We start from the raw sequence: 19,802 nt of genomic DNA on the forward strand, positions 1-19,802 counted from the left end.
GCTTCGATGGATGAGGATTATGGCTTTAAAAATACTATCTGAACAGTATTGGTCCTAGCCGCCTATTGCACGCGCAAGCCAATCATCCATGACGACAGACACCACCTCGCAGGCGTCCGGCCACGGACCGCTGCGCCGCCTCGTCGGCTCGGCGATCGCCCTCCTGCAAACGCGTCTCGAGCTCGTCGGCATCGAACTGGCCGAGGAGAAGGAACGCCTGATGGGCGTGCTGTTCCTCGGGCTCGCCGCGATGATGCTCGCGACGATGGCGCTCATCAGCCTGACCGTGCTGATCGCGATCGCGTTCTGGCACACGTACCGCTGGCAATCGCTCGCCGGAATCACGGCGCTGTACGCGATCGGCGGCATCGTATGTGCGCTGAAGGCGCGCTCGGGCCTGCGCGATGCGCCGACCGTGTTCGACGCGACGCTGGCCGAACTCGAGAAAGACCGCGAGCTGTTCCGCGGCAAGTCGTGAACGCTCGCGCGTTCATCCTCGTCACCCACTTCGCCGACGCGCCATGAACCAGAATGACACGGGCACACGCCGCCCTCCTTCGTCGCGGTCGAAATGGAACGCCGCGCAACGTCGCGCGCTCCGCAAGGAGCTGCTGATCCTGCAATCCGAAGTCGAACGGCTCGAGCTCGCGCAGGCCGCGTCCGAAATGCGACACGCGGTCACGCGCTTCAGCTGGCTCAAGGTATTCATCCCCGGCCTGTCGAGCGGCAAGTTCAGCCATTCCGCGAAAACGCTGAACGCGAGCCTCGGCAATCTCCTGAACCAGTATCCGATGCTGAGCTCGGTCGCATCGCTCGTGCTCGCGAAACCGATGCGCTCGCTCTTGCGTGCAAGCGCCGGCCCGGCGTTGAAGTGGGGCACGCTCGGCTTCGCCGCGTGGGAAGCGTATCGGATCTGGAAGCAATCGCGCGGCGAACGCCAGGTCGATACGTTGCGCGACTGAGCCCGGCGCGGCGATCGGGTATGCGCGTCGGATGCATTCGTCGCGCTGCGCATGTCGACCGCGTTCAACGTACGCCCCAGCAGGCGGGTTCCCATTCCTCGGTGCCGTCGCGCTTCCGGTTTCCCTTCGTCCCGTCCGAACGCAAGATGAATGTGCCGCACGCGTCGTCGCGCATCGGCCCTGTGTCGAGCGGGGTTGCGTTCAGTTCGTCGCCTGCCGAAGCAGCGTCGCCCTGTCGTGGCGGGCGTAACGCGATCCGATAGACGGGACGGCCGTCCGGAGGAGCGTGCGTGAGTGCTTCCGGCACCGCACGCGGCAACCCGACGTCTAGCGTCTCCAGATATTGCGCCGCCCGATATAGCGCCGATACCGCGGACGCGCGGTGAATGCGCGCCATATGTTCGCGATAAGACGGAATGCCCCATCCGGCAAGCAAGCCGACGATCGCGAGCACGATCATCAGTTCCAGCAACGTAAATCCCGTTCGTCGTGCCATACACGTCCTCGCTCATCGATGCAGCGCCGCAACGCGACGCCAGCGTTGCGCGACGACACGGCCTCCGCGCACGGCGATCTGCGTTTGCAGCCAGACCGCGCTCGACACCTGCGCGCCGACGCCGCGTGCGGTGATCAGATAAGCGCGACCGTCCGGCGGATCGGCATTGGGCCACGCCTCGATCAGGCAACGCGGCGGCTGCGCGGCCATCGGCCAATCGGCAAATGGCTGGAACGCGTCGGGATGCGCGAGCGCCGGCATGCGTTGCCACATGGTCGGCTCGCGTTGCGGCTGGCCCGGCAGCTCACCCTTCAGCTCACTCTGCGGCTCGCGTGCGCTCGAGTCGCGCGCAGTACCGCGCAACAACGCGGCGGTGCACGCGCCGAGCGCAGCATCGGCCGCATGGAACGCGATCAAGCGGTCGGACAGCGCGCGCGTGCGACGCGATTCCGTCAACGCGGATTCGAACCAGATGGCCGTCGACGCTGCGACCGCTGCACTCACTGCGATCACGGCAGGCAGCGCGAGCCCTGCGTCGCGGTGCCGGGAACCGCGACCGCGCCCCGCACAGGATCGCGTACTCGTCGGGCCGAGCGTCATTGCGATACCTCGCGTGCAGGTCGCGCGGACGACGCTCTATCGTCGGACCGCACGGACGCATTGCGCAGCGCGACGATGCGATGCAACGCGACACGCACGCGCCCGTCGCGCGCCACGGACATGCGTTCGTCACAATCGGTGTACCGAACGCGCGCATGCATCGCTTCGCCGCGCGCCTGCACGCACAAACGCACGGCGACGACGTTGCGCCAATCGTCCGCCCGCATGACATCCGCACGGACGAACTGCGTATCGCCGCGCCGCAGATAACGCACGCGCAACTGCTCGATACCGGACACCACCGGTTGAGGGACGCCGGGCCGGCCGCTGCCCTCGCAGTACAGTTCCGGTTCGCCGGTCGAAGGGCTGACGTGCGCGTCGAAACGGTTGGCGACGAGCGGCCGTTCGCCCGGCATCCCCACGCCCTGCCCCAGACAATCGGACACCTGCCCGCTCGCAGTCGGCCATGTCGATATGGCATCGCCGATATAGCGCACGAGCAGCGCGTCGGACGATTGCCGGACGGAATCGCACTGCAGTTGCGCAGCGTCGCCTCGCATGCGCGCGGACGCACAGCCGAACACCGGCGACCACGACGACGAAGACGACGATGCACCGACATCCAGCGGACGAAACCCCGCCATCTGGACTTGCTGGCCGATCAGCATCAGCGCGGTTCCCGCCGCATCGCGCAACGCGAATGCATCGTCTGCGCGCCGCTGCGCGATGCGCTGAGCGTGGTACAGCGCACCGGCTGCGGCCAGCACGAGCAGTCCGACGAGCATCGCAATCAGCACTTCGAGCAGCGTATGCGCACGCATCCGGCGTTCAGCGTTCATCCACATCGGCCTCCCGAAACGGAATGCGCACGCATGATGGCGGCTGCGCCGATGGAACCGCGTTCCCGCACTGCGCCTGCGAAGGCGCTACGGGATGCTCGCCACGCCAGGCCACGATCGCGAATTGCACGCCGCCGGGCCCGCTGTCGATCGCAGTCGAACCGCCGGGCAACGACGCAGCCGCCAACGTCGCGACGCCACCGTCCGCGCCGCGAGCGGCACGCCGGTATTCGAGGCGCGCGTCGGCAAGCCACAGCGCGCGCGCGCGCCATACCGTCGCCCGCTGCGCACGCGCCATCGCAAGCTGGCTGCCCGCCACCGCCAGCATCACGATCGCGAGCAGCGCGATCGCGAGCATCGCTTCGAGCAGCGACGTGCCGCGCGACCGGTTGCGCGCCGCGATCATGCCGCGTCGCACCGGCCGGTCGACAGGCGCGCACGGCCGCCCGCCGCAAGTCGCACGCAGCGGGACAGGCGCGCGCCATCGAGCGCCGGCACATCGCGCCGCGGACGCAATTCGAAGCGCCGGATTCCGCCGATCACCTGCCCCGCGGGCGGCACGAAAGCCAGTTCCTGCGGGGCGCCCGCAACGGCAATTTCCCGATCGGGCGGATAGCGGCGCAACACGCGCAAAGCGCCTTCGAACTCGCCCGCGACGAGCCAGTCGCATGACCACTCGGCCGGCCCGCAGCGCTGCGCGGCGCGCAGACAAGCGCCGTTGCGGTCGGCACGGCAGAGCGTGACGCGTACGCCGAGACGCGTTGCCTCGGCGCGTGCGAACGACAGCGCACCGAGCAAGGTGCGAGCACGTGCATCGACACGCTCGCGCATCCGCCACTGATCGAAGACGGGCACGGCGTAAAGACCGAGACCGGCCGCAATCGCTATCGCGACCATCAGTTCGACGAGCGTGAAGCCGCCGACGTGTCGCCCGTCCTTCAATCCTGCCTGCCCGCACCGTTCCATCGCCGCGCTCCGCCAACGTGATGCAACGACTCTAGCGACGTGCGGCGACGCGCACCATATGCCGAACGGCCGACTGACGGCGAGCGCGTGCAACCGACACAATCGGCGCGAACTGAACGACAGGAGCAGGCGATGAACGGACGCAGCGCGTCAGCGCTTACGCGGAGGCTTGGCGGGAGAGGCGCGACGGAACTCTTCGATCACGTCGGCAAATTCGGACACGTCCTCGAACCGGCGATACACCGATGCGAAACGGACATAGGCAATCGTATCGAGCCCGCGCAACTCGTTCATCACGAGCTCGCCGAGCTTCTCGCTACGCACTTCACGCTCGCCGGTTGCGAGCAGTTGATATTCGATGCGAGCGACCGCCGCGTCGATCGCATCCGCAGCAACGGGCCGCTTGCGCAGCGCGAGTTGCATGCTGGCGACGATCTTGCGACGGTCGAATTCGGTGCGGCTGCCGTCCTTTTTCACGACGGACGGCAGGGCCAGCTCGACCCGTTCGTACGTCGTGAAACGCTTGTCGCAAGCCGAGCAGCGACGGCGCCGGCGAATCGCGGCGCCATCTTCGGACACACGCGAGTCGACCACCTGCGTGTCGTCGTGCCGGCAGAACGGGCAGCGCATCGTCGATCAGCGGTAGACCGGGAAGCGCTTGGTCAGCTCGGCGACCTGTGCGCGCACGCGCTCGATCGTCGCTGCGTCTTCCGGGTTCTCGAGCACGTCGGCGATCAGGTTGCCGACCTGCTCCGCTTCGGCCGGGCCGAAGCCGCGCGTGGTCATCGCCGGCGAGCCCAGACGAATGCCGCTCGTCACGAACGGCTTTTCCGGATCGTTCGGAATCGCGTTCTTGTTCACGGTGATGTGCGCGGCGCCCAGCGCGGCTTCCGCCGCCTTGCCGGTGATGTTCTTCGCACGCAGGTCGACCAGCATCACGTGGCTTTCGGTGCGGCCCGACACGATCCGCAGGCCGCGCTTGACGAGCGTCTCGGCCAGCACACGGGCGTTCTCGACCACCTTCTGCTGATAGGCCTTGAACTCCGGCGACAGCGCTTCCTTGAACGCTACGGCCTTCGCCGCGATCACGTGCATCAGCGGACCGCCCTGGATGCCCGGGAAGATCGCCGAGTTGATCTGCTTCTCGTACTCGGCCTTCATCAGGATCACGCCGCCGCGCGGGCCGCGCAGGCTCTTGTGCGTGGTCGTCGTGACGAAGTCGGCGTGCGGCACCGGGTTCGGATACACGCCGGCAGCGATCAGCCCCGCGTAGTGCGCCATGTCGACCATCAGGTATGCGCCGACCGACTTCGCGATCTTCGCCAGACGCTCGAAGTCGATCTTCAGCGCGAACGCCGACGCGCCCGCGACGATCAGCTTCGGCTTGTGCTCCTGCGCGAGCTTCTCGGCCGCTTCGTAGTCGATGTCTTCGTTCTCGTTCAGCCCGTAGCTCACCACGTTGAACCACTTGCCCGACATGTTGACCGGCGAGCCGTGCGTGAGGTGGCCGCCGTGCGCGAGGCTCATGCCCATGATCGTGTCGCCCGGCTTGAGCATCGCGAAGAACACGCCCTGGTTCGCCTGCGAGCCGGAGTTCGGCTGCACGTTGGCCGCTTCGGCGCCGAACAGTTGCTTGACGCGGTCGATCGCGAGCTGCTCGACGACGTCGACGTACTCGCACCCGCCGTAGTAGCGCTTGCCCGGATAGCCTTCCGCGTACTTGTTCGTGAGCTGCGAGCCCTGCGCGGCCATCACGGCCGGGCTCGTGTAGTTTTCCGACGCGATCAGCTCGATGTGCTCTTCCTGGCGACGGTTTTCCTGCTCGATCGCTGCAAAGACTTCGGGATCGACGTTCGCGATGGTGCTTTGGGCTCTGTCAAACATACGGTTTCCGTTAAGTGTGTACAGGTTGACCGGGTGGCCGAGTACACTGCGCTGCTGGCAGGACCAGCTCGACGTGGCGGAAGAATCCGAGTGACGCGAGGCAGGACAGCCACCGGCGATGCACGCGACGGCGCACAACGGCTGCCCAGGCGAACGGCAAAAACGGCGCCCTGCGCTTCACGGTGGGATGCTCCACCTTGAACCCGAGGGTTCTATCGCCAGTCACGCAGGGGTGATGAGCGCGTTAGTGTATTGGATGCGCCATGAATAGGCAACCGCGCCCCCGGCCGCAGGAAGAATCGGGGCCGGAACCGAATCGCCTTGTCCGGCGCGCGCGACGCCGTTGTCGCGGTGCGGCATTCCCGGCGCGTTTGCGCGATACTACGCGCTACTTTTTTACCGACCAGGAGCAGCAATGATCGTGTTCGTCACAGGCGCGTCCGCCGGCTTCGGCGCCGCCATCGCCCGTGCCTTCGTCAAGGGCGGCCACCGCGTGGTCGCCACGGCGCGCCGCAAGGAGCGGCTCGACGCGCTCGCCGCGGAGCTCGGCGACGCGCTGCTGCCGCTCGAACTCGACGTGCGCGACCGCGCGGCCGTGGAAGCCGTGCCGGCCGCCCTGCCCGCCGAGTTCGCGGCGCTCGACGTGCTCGTCAACAATGCGGGCCTCGCGCTCGGCGTCGAACCGGCTCACAAGGCGAGCCTCGACGAATGGCACACGATGATCGACACGAACTGCACGGGCCTCGTCACCGTCACGCACGCGCTGCTGCCCGGCATGATCGAACGCGGCCGCGGCCACATCTTCAACATCGGCTCCGTCGCCGGCTCCTACCCGTACGCCGGCGGTAACGTGTACGGCGCGACCAAGGCTTTTGTCAGACAATTCAGCCTGAACCTGCGTGCCGATTTGCTGGGCACGCCGCTGCGCGTGACCGACATCGAGCCGGGTCTATGCGGCGGCACCGAGTTCTCGAACGTCCGCTATCGCGGCGACAACGAAAAGGCCGCCAACGTGTATGCGAACGTGCAGCCGCTGATGCCCGAGGACATCGCCGACACCGTGTACTGGATCGCGACGCGTCCCGCCCATGTGAACGTCAACGCGATCGAGTTGATGCCGATCGCGCAGGCGCCGGGCGGCCCGACCGTGCATCGCGGCTGAATCGCCGCGCGGGCCCGGCCGACGGCCGGCCCGCGGTGTACTGCGACTACTACATTCCGTTACGAATCGGTTGCGAATCGGACCCTTCCCTTCCGGTAGAATGCGCGCCATGACTCAGCCTACCCGCTCGTCGGACGTGCCTTCCGGCTTTACCTGGCCGGTGCGCGTGTACTACGAGGACACCGATGCCGGCGGCATCGTTTTCTACGCCAACTACCTGAAATTCTTCGAGCGCGCCCGCACCGAGTGGCTGCGCGCGTGCGGTATCGACCAGCGTCGGCTCGCCGACGAGACGGGCGCGCTCTTCATCGTCCGCAGCACGTCGCTCGACTACCGCGCGCCGGCGCGACTCGACGACATGCTGACGATCACGAGCCGTCCCGCACGCATCGGTCGCGCATCGGTGGAATTCGTACAGGAAGCGTGGCGTGGCGACACGCTGCTCGTGGCCGGGCAAATCCGCATCGGCTGCGTCGACCGCACCGGCATCCGGCCCGCGGCGATCCCGCCGGCCGCGCTGGATGCGCTGCAACGCGGGCCCGTCGCGAATGCCGGGCCCGGCGAACTGTCAACGAAGCTCGCATGAGCGCCGTTTAGACAAAGCCTATGAACTCGCCTTTCTGAATCGATACTAAGCAAGGTTCGACCTCAGGCGCGGCAGGCGCATTCCGGCCCTGCCCGCCGGCGCGTCGCACTGCACGCACACCGGGCGCCCCGGGCACCCCGAAGGGACGTTACTTCAAACCTCTATGAACACTTCTCAAGACCTGTCGATCATTTCCCTCGTTCTCAACGCGAGCGTGCTGGCCCAGGCCGTGATGGGGCTGCTGCTGCTGCTGTCGCTGATGTCGTGGACCTTCATCTTCCGCAAGTGGTTCGCGATCCGCCGTGCGCGCGCGCAGACCGAGCGCTTCGAACGGGACTTCTGGTCGGGCGGCGATCTGCAGGCGCTCTATCAGAGCGCCGCGAACAACCGCCACACGATCGGCGCGCTCGAGCGGATCTTCGAGTCGGGGATGCGTGAGTTCCTGAAGGCGAAGGAAAAGCGTCTTAGCGATCCGGGGCTCGTGCTCGACGGCGCTCGCCGCGCAATGCGCGCATCGTTCCAGCGCGAGATGGACGTGCTCGAATCGAACCTCGCGTTTCTCGCGTCGGTCGGCTCGGTGAGCCCGTATATCGGTCTGTTCGGCACCGTCTGGGGGATCATGAACTCGTTCCGCGGGCTCGCGAACGTGCAGCAGGCGACGCTCGCGAACGTCGCGCCGGGCATCGCCGAGGCGCTCGTCGCGACCGCGATCGGCCTGTTCGCCGCGATTCCGGCGGTCGTCGCGTACAACCGCTACGCGCACGACATCGACCGCCTCGCGATCCGCTTCGAGACCTTCATCGAAGAGTTCTCGAACATCCTCCAGCGTCAGGCCCAATAAGGAGCGCGCGATGGCAGGCACCCCCATTCGATCGAGCATGCGCGGCGGCCGCTCGCGCCGCGCGATGGCCGACATCAACGTCGTCCCGTACATCGACGTGATGCTCGTGCTGCTCGTGATCTTCATGGTCACGGCGCCGCTCGTCGCCCCGTCGATCATCAATCTGCCGACCGTCGGCAACGCGGCGCCGCAGGAGCAGACGCCGCCGGTCGTCGTCAACATCAAGGCCGACCGCACGATGAGCGTCAAGTACAAGGGCGACTCCGGCGCGACGCAGGAAGACACGATGACGAAGGCCGAGCTCGACAGCTTCATTTCGGCCCGACAGGCCGATCACCCGGATCAGCCGGTCGTGATCGCAGCCGACAAGACCGTGCAGTACGATGCAGTCATGACCGTGATGTCGGATCTGAAGGCGCGCGGCGTCAAGCGCGTCGGCCTCCTCGTCAAATCGCAATGAACCGGTTATCCCCGCGCAGCACCGCCTATCCGCCTCAGCCGCCGCGCGAGCGCGGCACGTGGCGCGCGTTCGCGCTCGCCGCGCTGATGCATGTGCTGCTCGCGCTGTTTCTCTATCATGGCGTGCAGTGGCAAAACAGCACGCCGGCCGGCGCCGAAGCCGAGCTGTGGACGGAGGTGCCCGACGTCGCGGCGCCGCGCCCGGTCGTGACGCCGCCGGCGCCCGCGAAGGTCGCGCCGCCCCCTGCCCCGGTTCGCGACGAGCAGGCCGACATTGCGCTTCAGCAAAAGAAGCGGCAGCAGGAAGCGGCCGCACGCGAGGCGCTGCTCGAGCAGCAGCGCCGCGCGCAGCAGCAAAAGGCACGCGAGGAAGAGGAAGCGCGGCGCCAGCAGCTCGCGGCCCAGCAGGCAGCCGCGCTCGCCGCACAGAAGGCAGCCGAACGCGAAAAGCAGAAGCAGGCCGAGAAGCTCAAGCAACAACAGCTCGCCGAGCAGCAGAAGCTCGAACAGCAGAAACTCCAGCAGCAGAAACAGCAGCAGCTCGAGGCGCAGCAGGCAGCCAAGGCGAAAGCCGAAGCGGCCGCGAAGGCCAAGGCGGAGGCCGCGGCAAAGGCGAAGGCCGAAGCAGCGGCGCGCGCGAAGGCCGATTCGGCCGCGAAGGCGAAGCTCGACCAGGAACGGCGCGCGCGTCTCGCGCAGATGCAGGGCCTGGCCGGTGCAGGCGAAGGCGGCGGCGAAGGGCTCGCGAAGAGCGGCACCGGCTCGGGCGCCGGCGGCAACGCGGCATCGCCCGGCTATCCGGACAAGGTGCGTCGCCGCGTGAAGCCGAATATCGTCTGGGGCGGGGAGCGTGCCGGCCTGACGACGGTCGTCGCGATCCGCTGCACGCCGTCGGGCAACGTGTTGAGCGTATCGATCCGCCGTTCGAGCGGAAATTCGGGGTGGGATCAAGCCGTGGTCAATGCGATCCAGGCGTCGGTCCCGTTGCCGCCCGATTCTAACGGTCGTACCCCGGCGGACATTACGATTACCTTCAAGGCGGCGGAGTGACGGGAAATGCGCTTACACTCCGGCCGTCGCTGTCCGACGGGAACGAATCGGGTATTTTTACAGTCTCTGCGGTTGCGCAGCGATCCATGTCATACGGGAAGCAAGAAGCATGAGTTTGATGACGAAGCTAGGTTTCAGGGCACTCGTGGCCTCGTGCCTGATTGCGGCCGGCAGTGCCGCTAACGCGCAGGTCAACGTGCTGATCACCGGCGTCGGTTCGACCCAGTTCCCCATCGCCACCGCGAACTTCGCGAATGAGGCAGGCCTGCCGCAGCAGGTCACGTCGATCGTCCGTGCCGATCTTGCCCGCAGCGGCAAATTCACCAACATCGACGCCGGCAGCACGCCCGTGCCCGAGACGGCCTCGGTCGATCTCGGCGCGTGGAAGGCCAAGGGTGCGAACGCGTTCGTCGCGGGCAGCGTGAACCGCGAGGGCAACGGTCAGTACAAGATCAACTTCATCCTGTACGACACCGTGAAGCAGCAAAGCCTCGGCGGCCTGTCGCTCAGCGCCAACGACACGACGCTGCGCACGGCCGGGCACAAGATCGCCGACTACATCTACCAGAAGCTGCTCGGCGTGCGCGGCGTGTTCGCGACGCGTCTGTCGTACGTGATCAAGACGGGCAACCGCTACCAGCTGCAGATTTCGGACTCGGACGGCCAGAACGCGCGCATTGCGCTGTCGAGCACCGAGCCGATCATCTCGCCGGCGTGGTCGCCGAGCGGCACGAAGGTCGCTTACGTGTCGTTCGAGCGCAAGAAGCCGATCGTCTACATCCACGATCTGCCGACCGGCCGCCGCTACATGGTCTCCGACCAGAAGGGCAACAACAGCGCGCCGGCGTGGTCGCCGGACGGCAATACGCTCGCGGTCGCATTGTCGCTGACGGGCAACACGCAGATCTACTCGGTCAATTCGAACGGCGGCGGCCTGCGCCGTCTCACGCAGAGCAGCTCGATCGACACCGAGCCGTTCTACTCGCCGGACGGCCACTGGATCTACTTCACGAGCGATCGCGGCGGTGCGCCGCAAATCTATCGGATGCCCGCGCAAGGCGAAAGCGCCGGCGCGGCGCAGCGCGTGACCTTCACCGGCAGCTACAACACGAGTCCGCGCGTGAGCCCGGACGGCAAGCTGCTCGCTTACATCTCCCGTACGGGCGGGGGCTTCAAGCTGTACGTTCAGGATCTGCAAACCGGCGCGGCGAACGCTATCACCAACACGAATCGCGACGAGTCGCCGAGCTTCGCGGCAAACGGCCAGTACATTTTGTACGCCACGCAGTCGGGCGGTCGCAACGTGCTCGCTGCGGTGCCTTCCGACGGCAGTGCGCCGCCGCAGATTCTGTCCGTCCAGGGCGGCTCGGTTCGTGAGCCGTCGTGGGGGCCCTTCATGCAATGACCACAAGGAGAGTAACCATGATGTCGAAAAAAGTTCGTCTGGCCCTGGCCGTGATGATGATCGGCGCGCTCGCAGCGTGTAAGTCGGGTGTGAAGCTCGACGACAAGGCAAACGCCGGTGCGATGAGCACGCAACCGAGCGCCGACAACGTCGCGCAAGTGAACGTCGATCCGCTGAACGATCCGAACAGCCCGCTCGCGAAGCGCAGCATCTACTTCGACTTCGACAGCTATTCGGTGAAGGACGAGTATCAGCCGCTGCTGCAACAGCACGCTCAGTATCTGAAGAGCCACCCGCAGCGCCACGTGCTGATCCAGGGTAATACCGACGAACGCGGCACGAGCGAGTACAACCTCGCGCTGGGCCAGAAGCGTGCGGAAGCCGTGCGCCGCGCGCTCGCGCTGCTCGGCGTTGCCGATTCGCAGATGGAAGCCGTGAGCCTCGGCAAGGAAAAGCCGCAAGCAACGGGTCACGACGAAGCGTCGTGGGCGCAGAACCGCCGCGCCGATCTCGTCTACCAACAGTAAGTAACGGAAGAATCGCTGTATGACGCACCGTGTAACCTGGCTGCGCGCGGTCGCAGCGTTCTGCGTCGTCGGCGCGGCGTGGTCGGCCGCGCCGGCGCACGCCGGCATGTTCGACGACAACGAAGCACGCCGCGCCGTGCTCGATCTGCGCAGCAAGAGCGACAACCTGGCGAACCAGTTGTCGGCCGCCCAGCGTACGATCCTCGATCAATCCGCCCGCCTCGACCAGCTGAACCAGCAGGTCGCGACGCTGCGCGGCGAGAACGAGGATCTGACGAACCGGCTGACGACGCTCGAGCGGCAGCAGAAGGAGTACTACGAAGATCTCGACACGCGTCTCAAGAAGTTCGAGCCGCAGCAGAAGACGATCGACGGCGTGGAAGGCACCGTGCAGCCGGGTGAAACGGATGCGCTCAACGCGGCGCAGCAGCAGTTCCGCAACGGCAACTTCAAGGCGGCTGCGGCGTCGTTCCGCAGCTTCATCGCGAAGTATCCGCAGAGCCCATACCAGCCGACCGCGCAATACTGGCTCGGCAATGCGCAATACGCGCTGCGCGACTACCGCGGTTCGACGGCGACGTGGCAAGCGATCGTGAGCAAGTACCCGCAGCACCCGCGCGCCGCCGACGCCCTCGTGGCGATCGGCACGAACCAGCTCGAGCAAGGCCAGAAGGCGGCCGCGAAGAAAACGTTCGAGCAGGTCGTGTCGCAGTACGCGGGATCGAACGCGGCGCAGACGGCGCAGGGCAAGCTCGAGTCGATCAAATAATTATCGCGGCGGGTTGTTGACGAACCCACAATCCGTCGCTATAATCTTTTGCTCTTTGGGTCGTTAGCTCAGTTGGTAGAGCAGCGGACTTTTAATCCGTTGGTCGCAGGTTCGAATCCTGCACGGCCTACCAAAGAATTCAAGGACTTACATCGTTTCGGCGTGTAAGTCCTTTTCTATTTCCGGCGTCTGTGGGTGGTTCTTATCCAAATCCACATCGGTCCATATCGCTGACGATGTCCTTCCTTGGCGCTTCGGTGGGTTACCGCAGCCGGTAGCCCCATTCAATTTTGGTCGTTGACTCATGAGAAGCGACCTACATCAGCCCTCCCGGCGCGGGACGAATCGAGTTGCTCGATCTGACGGACGCGCTTCTCGGTGCTTCGACTGAACTGCACGCGGCGCAACGCCGTAAGCGGATTAGACCAGACTCGAAATCAGATGACAGCCGCATGTGGCTCGATGGCCGTGGCGCGCGATCGGAATGCCGTTGTCCGTTATCGATGAGTCGCCCTCTTCAATGAGGTTCGGTGATACGTCGGGATGCTGCGGGCAAGAAACGCGATCGCCCTTGCGAGCAACATAGCGACCATCGAAACGCATGGTCGTGGAGCCCGTTTCCACCTTGCCGCCGTGGTCGGTGTCGTCGCCGATGCGGATTAGATTCATCATTTAGTCTGCTCGCTATTGGCTGGCTGCCGTGGCGTGGCTCCTACGCCGTTGTGCTTCAGGCGATCACTTCTTACCCAACCTAGAACGGGGTCATCTTTTTTTGCCGACCGGTAAGCCACGAATGTAAATCCACGATCGCTTTTTTCTGCTACTACAGATTCGCCCGGCAAAATAAAAACACCAGGAATTTTGCACGATAAGTCAGGGGCAGAATAAAACTGAAGTCGCCCGCTCCCGATTACCGTCACCTTGCTTTCTGAGTGCAGTATGCGAACGGCGGTCTCCGAGGTGCGATTGTTAAGATCATCGCACATAGACACCGTTTTCGATGATGCACGAATGCAATCGGAGACGAATTTTCGGTATTTTTCTTCGTCCACCTTTAATTCGTCCGGATGATCTGGGTCACGCGTCACATCCAGTACCTTCATCGAATTTGTATCCAAATTTACCCACCCGATCGATACTTGCTTATCAAGATTGTCGGGGCTATCCGCAGCGACGTACAGCCTGACGCTATATATACCATTAGACTCATCCTCAATCTCAGTTTGGATGTCTTTCTTATTCATTGCAACATCCCGGAGTGATGGAACAACCAATTCTCTTAATTCACTCTTACAAGCCCCCGATGAGGCGCATGCGCTCCATGCCACCATCAAACAGAACATGAATAATGAAATTTTTTCGACAAATCTCATATTTAATCACTTAAATGAATTTACGATTTTAGGCGTTATCGATTCAAGGGTTTTTCTATAAATCGCTTGCGCATTGGTATCGGTTGAAAACCACCTCGCGTAGTTCCCATTGTAGCGCACTATGTACTTTGCCTTAAACTCCATACCTACCCGCACCGACGAAACCACGACGAACACTTTTTTTCGATCGGTAACTTGCGCGTTTCCGCCCACTCCACTAAGTCCGGCCCCTTCAAATGCTGCCCACGTTCCAATCGGCGGCTCGCTGTAAAAATCCGGAGTCCAGCCGTAATACGGCGCTGGCCCATGCACTTCCATGCCGCCGGTTCCGCATCGACGATATTGAGTTGATTGAAAATGTCGTGTCTCAGTCCGGTACATGCGCTCCACCGTTTCGGCAATGGTGCGCCCATATTTTTCGAAAATATATTTCAGTGCTTCCTTAGCGTCTTCTTCGGTGAAGTTATTTTCGCCAGTGGTAGCTTTCGCGATGAAATTCCCAACAATTCCGATCGGATGAAAGTGCCACGGATTAGGCTCCTTCGGAAACCCTTCAACGCCGACCACCTGCTCCCACCACTGCAATTTCCCGATCCGCTCGATCTCGGCCTTCCACAGCCACAGCAGCTTCTTCATCAGCGGCGACAACGCTTCCCACTTGCCAAGACCACCGCCCCACTCGCTCTCGCAGCGCACGACGATATGAGACAGCGCTTCCGCCGTCCAGCGGATTTCCTGGGCATGCTTGAGTTCCTGCGCAGTGACCTTTCCGTCATGGTTGACGTCGATCGCCTTCTCCAGCTTCGTGATCAGTGCGCTGCCGTTGACGGTCGCCGCACTGGTCTCGAACTCGGTTTTGTCTTCGTCGACCAGGAACTGCTCGGCCACGTAAATGTAGCGCTTCAGCATATCGAGCGGCTTGATGCTGCTGTTGTCGACGAGTTCGAAGCCCGGCCAGTCCCACGGTCCACACGTGCGCACGAGCGGATGCTCCTGCTCGCACACCCAGCCTTCACGTGTGCCGCCATCCTTGGTGCCGATCGTCACGTAATACCAGTGCCGCCCCTTGTCGTCCTTTGCACTGTTCTTGTCCAGATCGGCGATGCGCAACGCGTCGCGGAAATCCGCGCCCGGCCCTTTCGCGTTCGAGATGTTCAGCGGGAAATCCTTCCAACCGGCCACAATTGCATTGGTCGTCGTATTGGCAAGGCTCGCATCGACCCATAACGGTGTGCCGGCGTCACTGAAAACCGGCTTCGCATGGCGGTTGCCATGTACCGGGGCGGCCGTTTTCGGTTGTACCTTGACCCATTTGCCTTTCGCGTCCGCTGCGACGGGCACCAGCTTGGTGCCGGGCTGCAGTTTTTGGTCCGGCTCAGGCAAATCGCTCACCAGCCGCGCACCCGGCGAGATTTCCAGAAAGGCTTTGGATGCCGGCAACTGCTTCGCTCGGTCCCGACTCTTCTTGATGAACGCTTCGAGTTCGGGACCAGCGAATACCTCGAGGTGCAGCAGCGGGCGAGTCGGCTTCGCTGGCAGCAGCTTTGCGTCCGGATAACGCAGATAGTGGCCGAGATAGCCGATCACGTCACCGGCCTTCACCGCATACGGCTGTTTCAGCACGACGACCGTATCGAGCGGTTTGGGCTCCACGATCGGGTCCAGTTCGTTCACGTACACGTACCCGTACGGCGCATGCGGCGACACCGGTTGGTTGACGACCGCGCTGACGGGCGTGCCGGACTTGATCGTCTTGATTTTCGCCCACCCGGGCTTTGCCTTTGCCTGCTCGTCCGTATCCGAGACGATCAGTTCCGCACCCTTCGGCAAGACGCCGATAATCTTGCCGTTCGGCAAATCGCGGATGCGAATACCCGTAACGGGGGGCGGAAGCGGCGGCGCTTCTTTGGGGGCTTCGTCTTCGGGCGGCGCTTTGAAGCCGCTCTCGATAAATTCTCCGAGCACGTCGCGACTGATGGCGTCGCGCAACGACGGCACCGGCACCTTCGGCAGCGGAACTTCCTGTTTGTCGTTCGCCTTGTCACCGACCCGGTAGTATCGGTCGCCCTCCCAGTAACGCATGGGTTGAAGGTTCAGCTTTGCGGGCTCGGTCTGACCGGCCTTGGCCTGTTCTTCCCTGGCCGACCGATAGCTGTTCCAGTCCATCAAATGCATGTACAGACTAAAGAACGTCAGCGTTTCGTCCGGTGCCGGCTTACTCGCGGCCGTGTTCGCCGCAGTCGACGTGGATGACGGTGTTGCCGCCGCCGACGACGTCGCCGGCTGTGCATCGCCCGCCTTGGCCGAATCTGACTTCGGCGGCGGCGGGGCCGGCGGCAACTGCAACCGATGGCGGATCAGCACGAAGCCGGTCGAATACAGCGCGTGGCGCCCGTCTTGGTACTCCTGCTCCGGGTACCTGCTGTCGAGCCGGTAAGCAACCACTTCGCCGTCGGCGATCGCGCGGATACCGTCGCCCTGCTTCAGTCGAGCGCTCGTGTTCTGGTCGAAATGGATGCCGCCGTGCCACATCCCGTTCGCGCCGAGCGGATAGAACCCGTCCTCCGCAGCTGCGAGCGCCTTCATGTACGTCATCGGGTCGGCCGCATCCGCCGTGTCCGTTGGCGTGAACGGGAACGCCCAGTTCAACGGCGTGTAAGGCTGTGCGGCAGGGGCGCTTGGCGCCGGCGCCGACTTGGCTGGACCGGCCGGCTTCGGTGTCGGGTGCGTCGTGCTCATGTTTCTCGGAATTTGTCGTTTCTCGTTGTTTTGACTGCGCAGAGTCCCGTTGGCTGTACGTCAACCGGAGAACAGCGCACCGCGCCCGCCGTCCGTCGACACCGGTGCGGCCTGCAACGGATCGCGAATCGTCCCGCTTGCGCCGCCCGGCTTGTCCCAGGACGCGCATTTTTCCAGAATCTGGCCGGTCGTCGCGTTCTCGATCAGGCCGCTCTTGATGCGGATGTACGAGCCGCCCGCACCGATCCACACCTCCTTCGCGGCCGTCAGAATCAGCCGCCCGTCCGCGCTTTCGATCTTCACGTCCTGCAAACCCACCAGCGAAGCAGGCCCGCTCTGCGCCTGAATGTCGACCGGCCCCTTGGCTGCGAAAATCTTGATCCCCAGGTTTTGCGCGAACAGGCTGATCCTGTCGAGCACGCTCGCCAGCAGCGACTTGCCCGCGGCGAGGTTGACGTTCTGACCGGCCACGACGTTCGCATGCCGGTTCGCCGTGACATGTACGGACTGCTGCGTCGACGCGGCGATGCCTTCCGGGCTCGACAGCAGCATGACCGGTTTCGAAAATCCATTCGCATTGCCGGTACCGCCGCCGGCCGTTCGGCCACCGCTGGCCGAACCGGCGACGGTGTGCCGCGTCGCATCGGTGAACGACTTGAGCGCCGTCTGCCCGTCCTGCAGGCTTTCGGCACGGTTCGTTTCACTCGCCTTCGACACGGTCTCGAACACCGCCTCCGCACCGGCCAGCGGTTCGGTCGCGGCCGTCACGTTCAGCGGCTGCGCCGTGGCCGGCTGTGTCGACACATACAGCCCCTGCTCGGCACGCACCGCGCCGTAAGCGTTCGACTTCAGATCGAAACCGTTGCCGATAAAGGCGCCGCGCGTGTTGTCGCTCTGCTCGATCAGGTAACCCAAATGCAGATGGGAGCTGTAGCTCGACGAATAGAGATGGACGCGGTTCTGACCGGTTGCGTCGTCCATTACAAGCTGATTGAATCCGTCGCCACCATATTCGCGCGATCGCAAACCCGATAGCAGGCCATGCGTATGCCACACCGGCATCGTCGCGCCGCCGTGCAATCGAGAGACGACGACGGGACGGTCGCAATCGCCGTTCACGAATCCCAGGAGCACCTGATCGCCCTTGCGCAGCGGAAAGTAGCCGCCGCGCTTTGCACCCGCATCCGGCATCGCCGCGCGAATCCACGGCGTCGACGCGGCGTCGCGATCCTTCCGGCTATCCGTTGTCCTGACGCGCACACGGTTGCCGTCGTCGGTGTGAATTTCCTCGTCGCTGTCCGTGACGACGATAGCGGTCTGCAGGTGCATCTCCGGCTTCCGATGCTCGAACGGACTGCGGAACGGCGTACGGCGGCGCTGGGCTTCGATCTCGACTTGGATAAACCCGACGCCGCCGTCGCGATGAGCCGTCGCGACGCCGGTGCCGGCAGCTCGCGCCAGTTCGATTTCACCGCGCAGGCTGCGAGGGAAGCGCGTGAGCGCCTCGATGCCGGGCAGATTGTTCTGGATCAGCCAGTCACTAGCGATAATCGATAGTTCGCGCTCCTCCTCCGGCAGCGAATCCAGGATCGGGTGTCCGGTCACTTTGAACCAATAGCCGGGCAGCGCGTAGCGCGGGCTCCCGACGGCGAAATAGCGTCTGGCGCGCGACGCCCATTCCTCGGTGCGAATGCGCGCCTGCTCGTATCCGGCGTCCGCTGACGGCCATGTTTGCGAACCGGTGTACAGATATTCCTCGCCGTGGCCCGGCAATTCCTCGAGCTCGGCCGCCGGCATGCTGACCCGCTTGTCCAGGTCCGGCCGCTTGTAGTCCGCCGTGCCGAGCGTGAGCGTCGCACTTTGTACGTCCTGTTGCTCGCTCAGTTGCGTCAACCCATCGAATTCCTCGTCCGCGCCGGCACGACTGAATTTCATTTCCGGTTTCGGCAACGACGGCCCGAAATAGAGGTCGTCCATCACCACGACCTGATGCGACTTGCCGTCCTTCGCGAAATCGAAGCGCGCAAACACCCCGACTTCTTCCATGCTGCGGTGCACGAAGTTCCAGTCCGTTTCCCACTGTACGCGGTGCGAATATGAGCGAATTGCTCCACGCAGCTCGGATCTGTATTGACCGTTGGACTGTGGATGCTTGTCGAACACGTCGGCGAGAATCTGCCAGCCGCCGGCTTCCTGCCAGTCGCGGCGGTCGCTGCTGAGTTTGAGGAAACTCAGCCAGGACGCAAAACGCAGTTGAAAATATGACAGCGCGCCGTCGCTTCCCAAACGGCGAACCTGCTGTACGTAGCCGTGAATCGGCAGATACGCGCCGTCGGTCTGGCGAATCCAGAGTGTGACCGGCTGCAGCATCAAGGCATTGAGCTTGATTTTGTCGCCGACGACCGACGATGCGTCGACAGTCACCTCGAAATTGCGCCCGAGCCGTGCGTTGATTTTCACGTAAAGTGGCACGAGCCAGTCGTTACCCAGCGGCGTGTCGAGTTTGACGATGCGATCGAACTGCGCGTAGCCGCCGCGCAGCACATTGAGCAGGATTTCCCCAGCCATGCGATTTCCCCGTCGCGGGAAGCACGCCGACGATTGCTCTCAGACAATGCGGCGCGCCCATTAGTGTCATAGATTGAATGCAAATTGAAAGGCATCGGCCGTTCAATTTTCAATCGCGAAGCATAGCAAACGATGGCGACCGTGCAATGAGTGTAAGGACTCGAAATAGCCAGCGGCACTCTCGGCATTCCTGGAGTTGCCGTTGTCACTCGGAACGCGTGCATACCGTAGATTAGTGACGCCGTAGGCCGCCTTAGCCCCAAAATGCTTAGTAATTCGGTGCGCAATTTGCGGCTCGAACGCAATACTGTGGATCGGTCGATCGAATTGATGCTAAATAATCGCGTGACCGCTCAGTAATGCGCCACCCCCCGGGCAATGCGATCCCCGATGCAGTTGCGAACGCGAACGACCGTTGCTGAATGGATTTCCGGTCTTTGTTTTCCTCTGTCTGCTGTCGGAAACGATTCCGCCTGACTGCCGCCCGGCATGCCAGGCAGGGCCTTATCGTCGAACCGCCATTCGCACCGCCGCCCCTACACGCCCTGTCTCTTATACACATCTGACGCTGCCGAC

The 19,802-nt window shown here is 63.8% G+C and carries 21 protein-coding genes, 1 tRNA gene and 1 riboswitch; of the genes, 11 read left to right on the forward strand and 11 right to left on the reverse strand.

All coding sequences use genetic code 11. The annotated features are described in order from the left end of the window. Positions 1 to 88: 88 nt before the first annotated feature. Positions 89 to 478, forward strand: a complete 390-nt coding sequence (locus ACSHSS_RS26690) for a phage holin family protein (protein ID WP_445545739.1) — start codon at positions 89 to 91, stop codon at positions 476 to 478. A gap of 43 nt (positions 479 to 521) precedes the next feature. Further along, positions 522 to 962 carry a DUF3318 domain-containing protein gene (locus ACSHSS_RS26695; protein ID WP_006401557.1) on the forward strand — a complete coding sequence of 147 codons (441 nt, stop codon included), beginning with the start codon at positions 522 to 524 and terminating at the stop codon, positions 960 to 962. A gap of 64 nt (positions 963 to 1,026) precedes the next feature. Here ACSHSS_RS26695 and ACSHSS_RS26700 read toward each other — a convergent pair whose 3' ends face one another. From ACSHSS_RS26700 to glyA, 7 genes are all read right to left on the reverse strand, one after another. Further along, positions 1,027 to 1,458, reverse strand: a complete 432-nt coding sequence (locus ACSHSS_RS26700; RefSeq protein ID WP_445545740.1) for a type IV pilin protein — start codon at positions 1,456 to 1,458, stop codon at positions 1,027 to 1,029. Between the two features lie 12 nt (positions 1,459 to 1,470). Then, entirely contained in the window at positions 1,471 to 1,968 is a 498-nt protein-coding gene (locus tag ACSHSS_RS26705; protein WP_445545745.1) for a pilus assembly PilX family protein, read from the reverse strand. Positions 1,969 to 2,054: 86 nt separating this feature from the next. Further along, the gene (locus tag ACSHSS_RS26710; RefSeq protein WP_445545741.1) at positions 2,055 to 2,897 is read right to left on the reverse strand and encodes a PilW family protein; all 843 of its coding nucleotides are present in this window, start codon (positions 2,895 to 2,897) and stop codon (positions 2,055 to 2,057) included. Next, positions 2,887 to 3,303 carry a type IV pilus modification PilV family protein gene (locus ACSHSS_RS26715; protein ID WP_445545742.1) on the reverse strand — a complete coding sequence of 139 codons (417 nt, stop codon included), beginning with the start codon at positions 3,301 to 3,303 and terminating at the stop codon, positions 2,887 to 2,889. The genes ACSHSS_RS26710 and ACSHSS_RS26715 overlap by 11 nt, the downstream gene beginning before the upstream one ends. Next, entirely contained in the window at positions 3,300 to 3,863 is a 564-nt protein-coding gene (locus tag ACSHSS_RS26720) for a GspH/FimT family pseudopilin (RefSeq protein ID WP_039224575.1), read from the reverse strand. Before ACSHSS_RS26720 ends, ACSHSS_RS26715 begins: the two co-directional genes overlap by 4 nt. A gap of 150 nt (positions 3,864 to 4,013) precedes the next feature. Then, positions 4,014 to 4,493: a transcriptional regulator NrdR gene (gene nrdR / locus ACSHSS_RS26725; protein WP_006401564.1), complete on the reverse strand. Its 480-nt coding sequence runs from the start codon at positions 4,491 to 4,493 to the stop codon at positions 4,014 to 4,016. A gap of 6 nt (positions 4,494 to 4,499) precedes the next feature. Then, on the reverse strand, positions 4,500 to 5,747 hold the full coding sequence (gene glyA, locus ACSHSS_RS26730; protein ID WP_006401565.1) for a serine hydroxymethyltransferase: 1,248 nt from the start codon (positions 5,745 to 5,747) through the stop codon (positions 4,500 to 4,502). A gap of 136 nt (positions 5,748 to 5,883) precedes the next feature. Continuing rightward, a riboswitch (ZMP/ZTP riboswitch) is annotated at positions 5,884 to 5,983 on the reverse strand. A 179-nt stretch (positions 5,984 to 6,162) separates the two neighbouring features. Between glyA and ACSHSS_RS26735 the strand changes: the two genes are divergently transcribed. The 9 genes from ACSHSS_RS26735 to ACSHSS_RS26775 all read left to right on the forward strand — a co-directional run bounded on the left by ACSHSS_RS26735 (position 6,163) and on the right by ACSHSS_RS26775 (position 12,679). Further along, positions 6,163 to 6,909 (forward strand): SDR family NAD(P)-dependent oxidoreductase, encoded by a 747-nt coding sequence (locus ACSHSS_RS26735; protein ID WP_006401567.1) that lies wholly within the window; start codon positions 6,163 to 6,165, stop codon positions 6,907 to 6,909. A gap of 100 nt (positions 6,910 to 7,009) precedes the next feature. Continuing rightward, the gene (gene ybgC, locus ACSHSS_RS26740) at positions 7,010 to 7,495 is read left to right on the forward strand and encodes a tol-pal system-associated acyl-CoA thioesterase (RefSeq protein ID WP_012467499.1); all 486 of its coding nucleotides are present in this window, start codon (positions 7,010 to 7,012) and stop codon (positions 7,493 to 7,495) included. Between the two features lie 163 nt (positions 7,496 to 7,658). Next, on the forward strand, positions 7,659 to 8,336 hold the full coding sequence (gene tolQ / locus ACSHSS_RS26745; protein ID WP_006401569.1) for a protein TolQ: 678 nt from the start codon (positions 7,659 to 7,661) through the stop codon (positions 8,334 to 8,336). A gap of 10 nt (positions 8,337 to 8,346) precedes the next feature. Then, on the forward strand, positions 8,347 to 8,796 hold the full coding sequence (gene tolR / locus ACSHSS_RS26750; RefSeq protein WP_006401570.1) for a protein TolR: 450 nt from the start codon (positions 8,347 to 8,349) through the stop codon (positions 8,794 to 8,796). Next, positions 8,793 to 9,845: a cell envelope integrity protein TolA gene (gene tolA, locus ACSHSS_RS26755; protein WP_039224573.1), complete on the forward strand. Its 1,053-nt coding sequence runs from the start codon at positions 8,793 to 8,795 to the stop codon at positions 9,843 to 9,845. The genes tolR and tolA overlap by 4 nt, the downstream gene beginning before the upstream one ends. Positions 9,846 to 9,954: 109 nt before the next feature. Further along, the gene (gene tolB, locus ACSHSS_RS26760) at positions 9,955 to 11,250 is read left to right on the forward strand and encodes a Tol-Pal system beta propeller repeat protein TolB (RefSeq protein WP_006401572.1); all 1,296 of its coding nucleotides are present in this window, start codon (positions 9,955 to 9,957) and stop codon (positions 11,248 to 11,250) included. A gap of 17 nt (positions 11,251 to 11,267) precedes the next feature. Continuing rightward, entirely contained in the window at positions 11,268 to 11,777 is a 510-nt protein-coding gene (gene pal / locus ACSHSS_RS26765) for a peptidoglycan-associated lipoprotein Pal (protein ID WP_006401573.1), read from the forward strand. 19 nt (positions 11,778 to 11,796) lie between these two features. Then, on the forward strand, positions 11,797 to 12,546 hold the full coding sequence (gene ybgF, locus ACSHSS_RS26770; RefSeq protein WP_006401574.1) for a tol-pal system protein YbgF: 750 nt from the start codon (positions 11,797 to 11,799) through the stop codon (positions 12,544 to 12,546). Between the two features lie 57 nt (positions 12,547 to 12,603). Further along, positions 12,604 to 12,679, forward strand: a tRNA-Lys gene (locus ACSHSS_RS26775). 287 nt (positions 12,680 to 12,966) lie between these two features. On the opposite strand, the gene ACSHSS_RS26780 is transcribed toward ACSHSS_RS26775, so the two are convergent. The 4 genes from ACSHSS_RS26780 to ACSHSS_RS26795 form a co-directional block, all read right to left on the reverse strand. Further along, complete coding sequence (locus ACSHSS_RS26780) at positions 12,967 to 13,218, reverse strand: PAAR domain-containing protein (RefSeq protein WP_012214043.1); 252 nt, start codon at positions 13,216 to 13,218, stop codon at positions 12,967 to 12,969. Further along, complete coding sequence (locus tag ACSHSS_RS26785) at positions 13,215 to 13,790, reverse strand: hypothetical protein (RefSeq protein WP_254210325.1); 576 nt, start codon at positions 13,788 to 13,790, stop codon at positions 13,215 to 13,217. Before ACSHSS_RS26785 ends, ACSHSS_RS26780 begins: the two co-directional genes overlap by 4 nt. A 135-nt stretch (positions 13,791 to 13,925) precedes the next feature. Continuing rightward, entirely contained in the window at positions 13,926 to 16,658 is a 2,733-nt protein-coding gene (locus ACSHSS_RS26790) for a hypothetical protein (protein WP_445545743.1), read from the reverse strand. Between the two features lie 60 nt (positions 16,659 to 16,718). Next, positions 16,719 to 19,226, reverse strand: a complete 2,508-nt coding sequence (locus ACSHSS_RS26795; protein ID WP_445545744.1) for a type VI secretion system Vgr family protein — start codon at positions 19,224 to 19,226, stop codon at positions 16,719 to 16,721. Positions 19,227 to 19,802: the final 576 nt, after the last annotated feature.

Source organism: Burkholderia sp. BC1 (genome assembly GCF_052683555.1).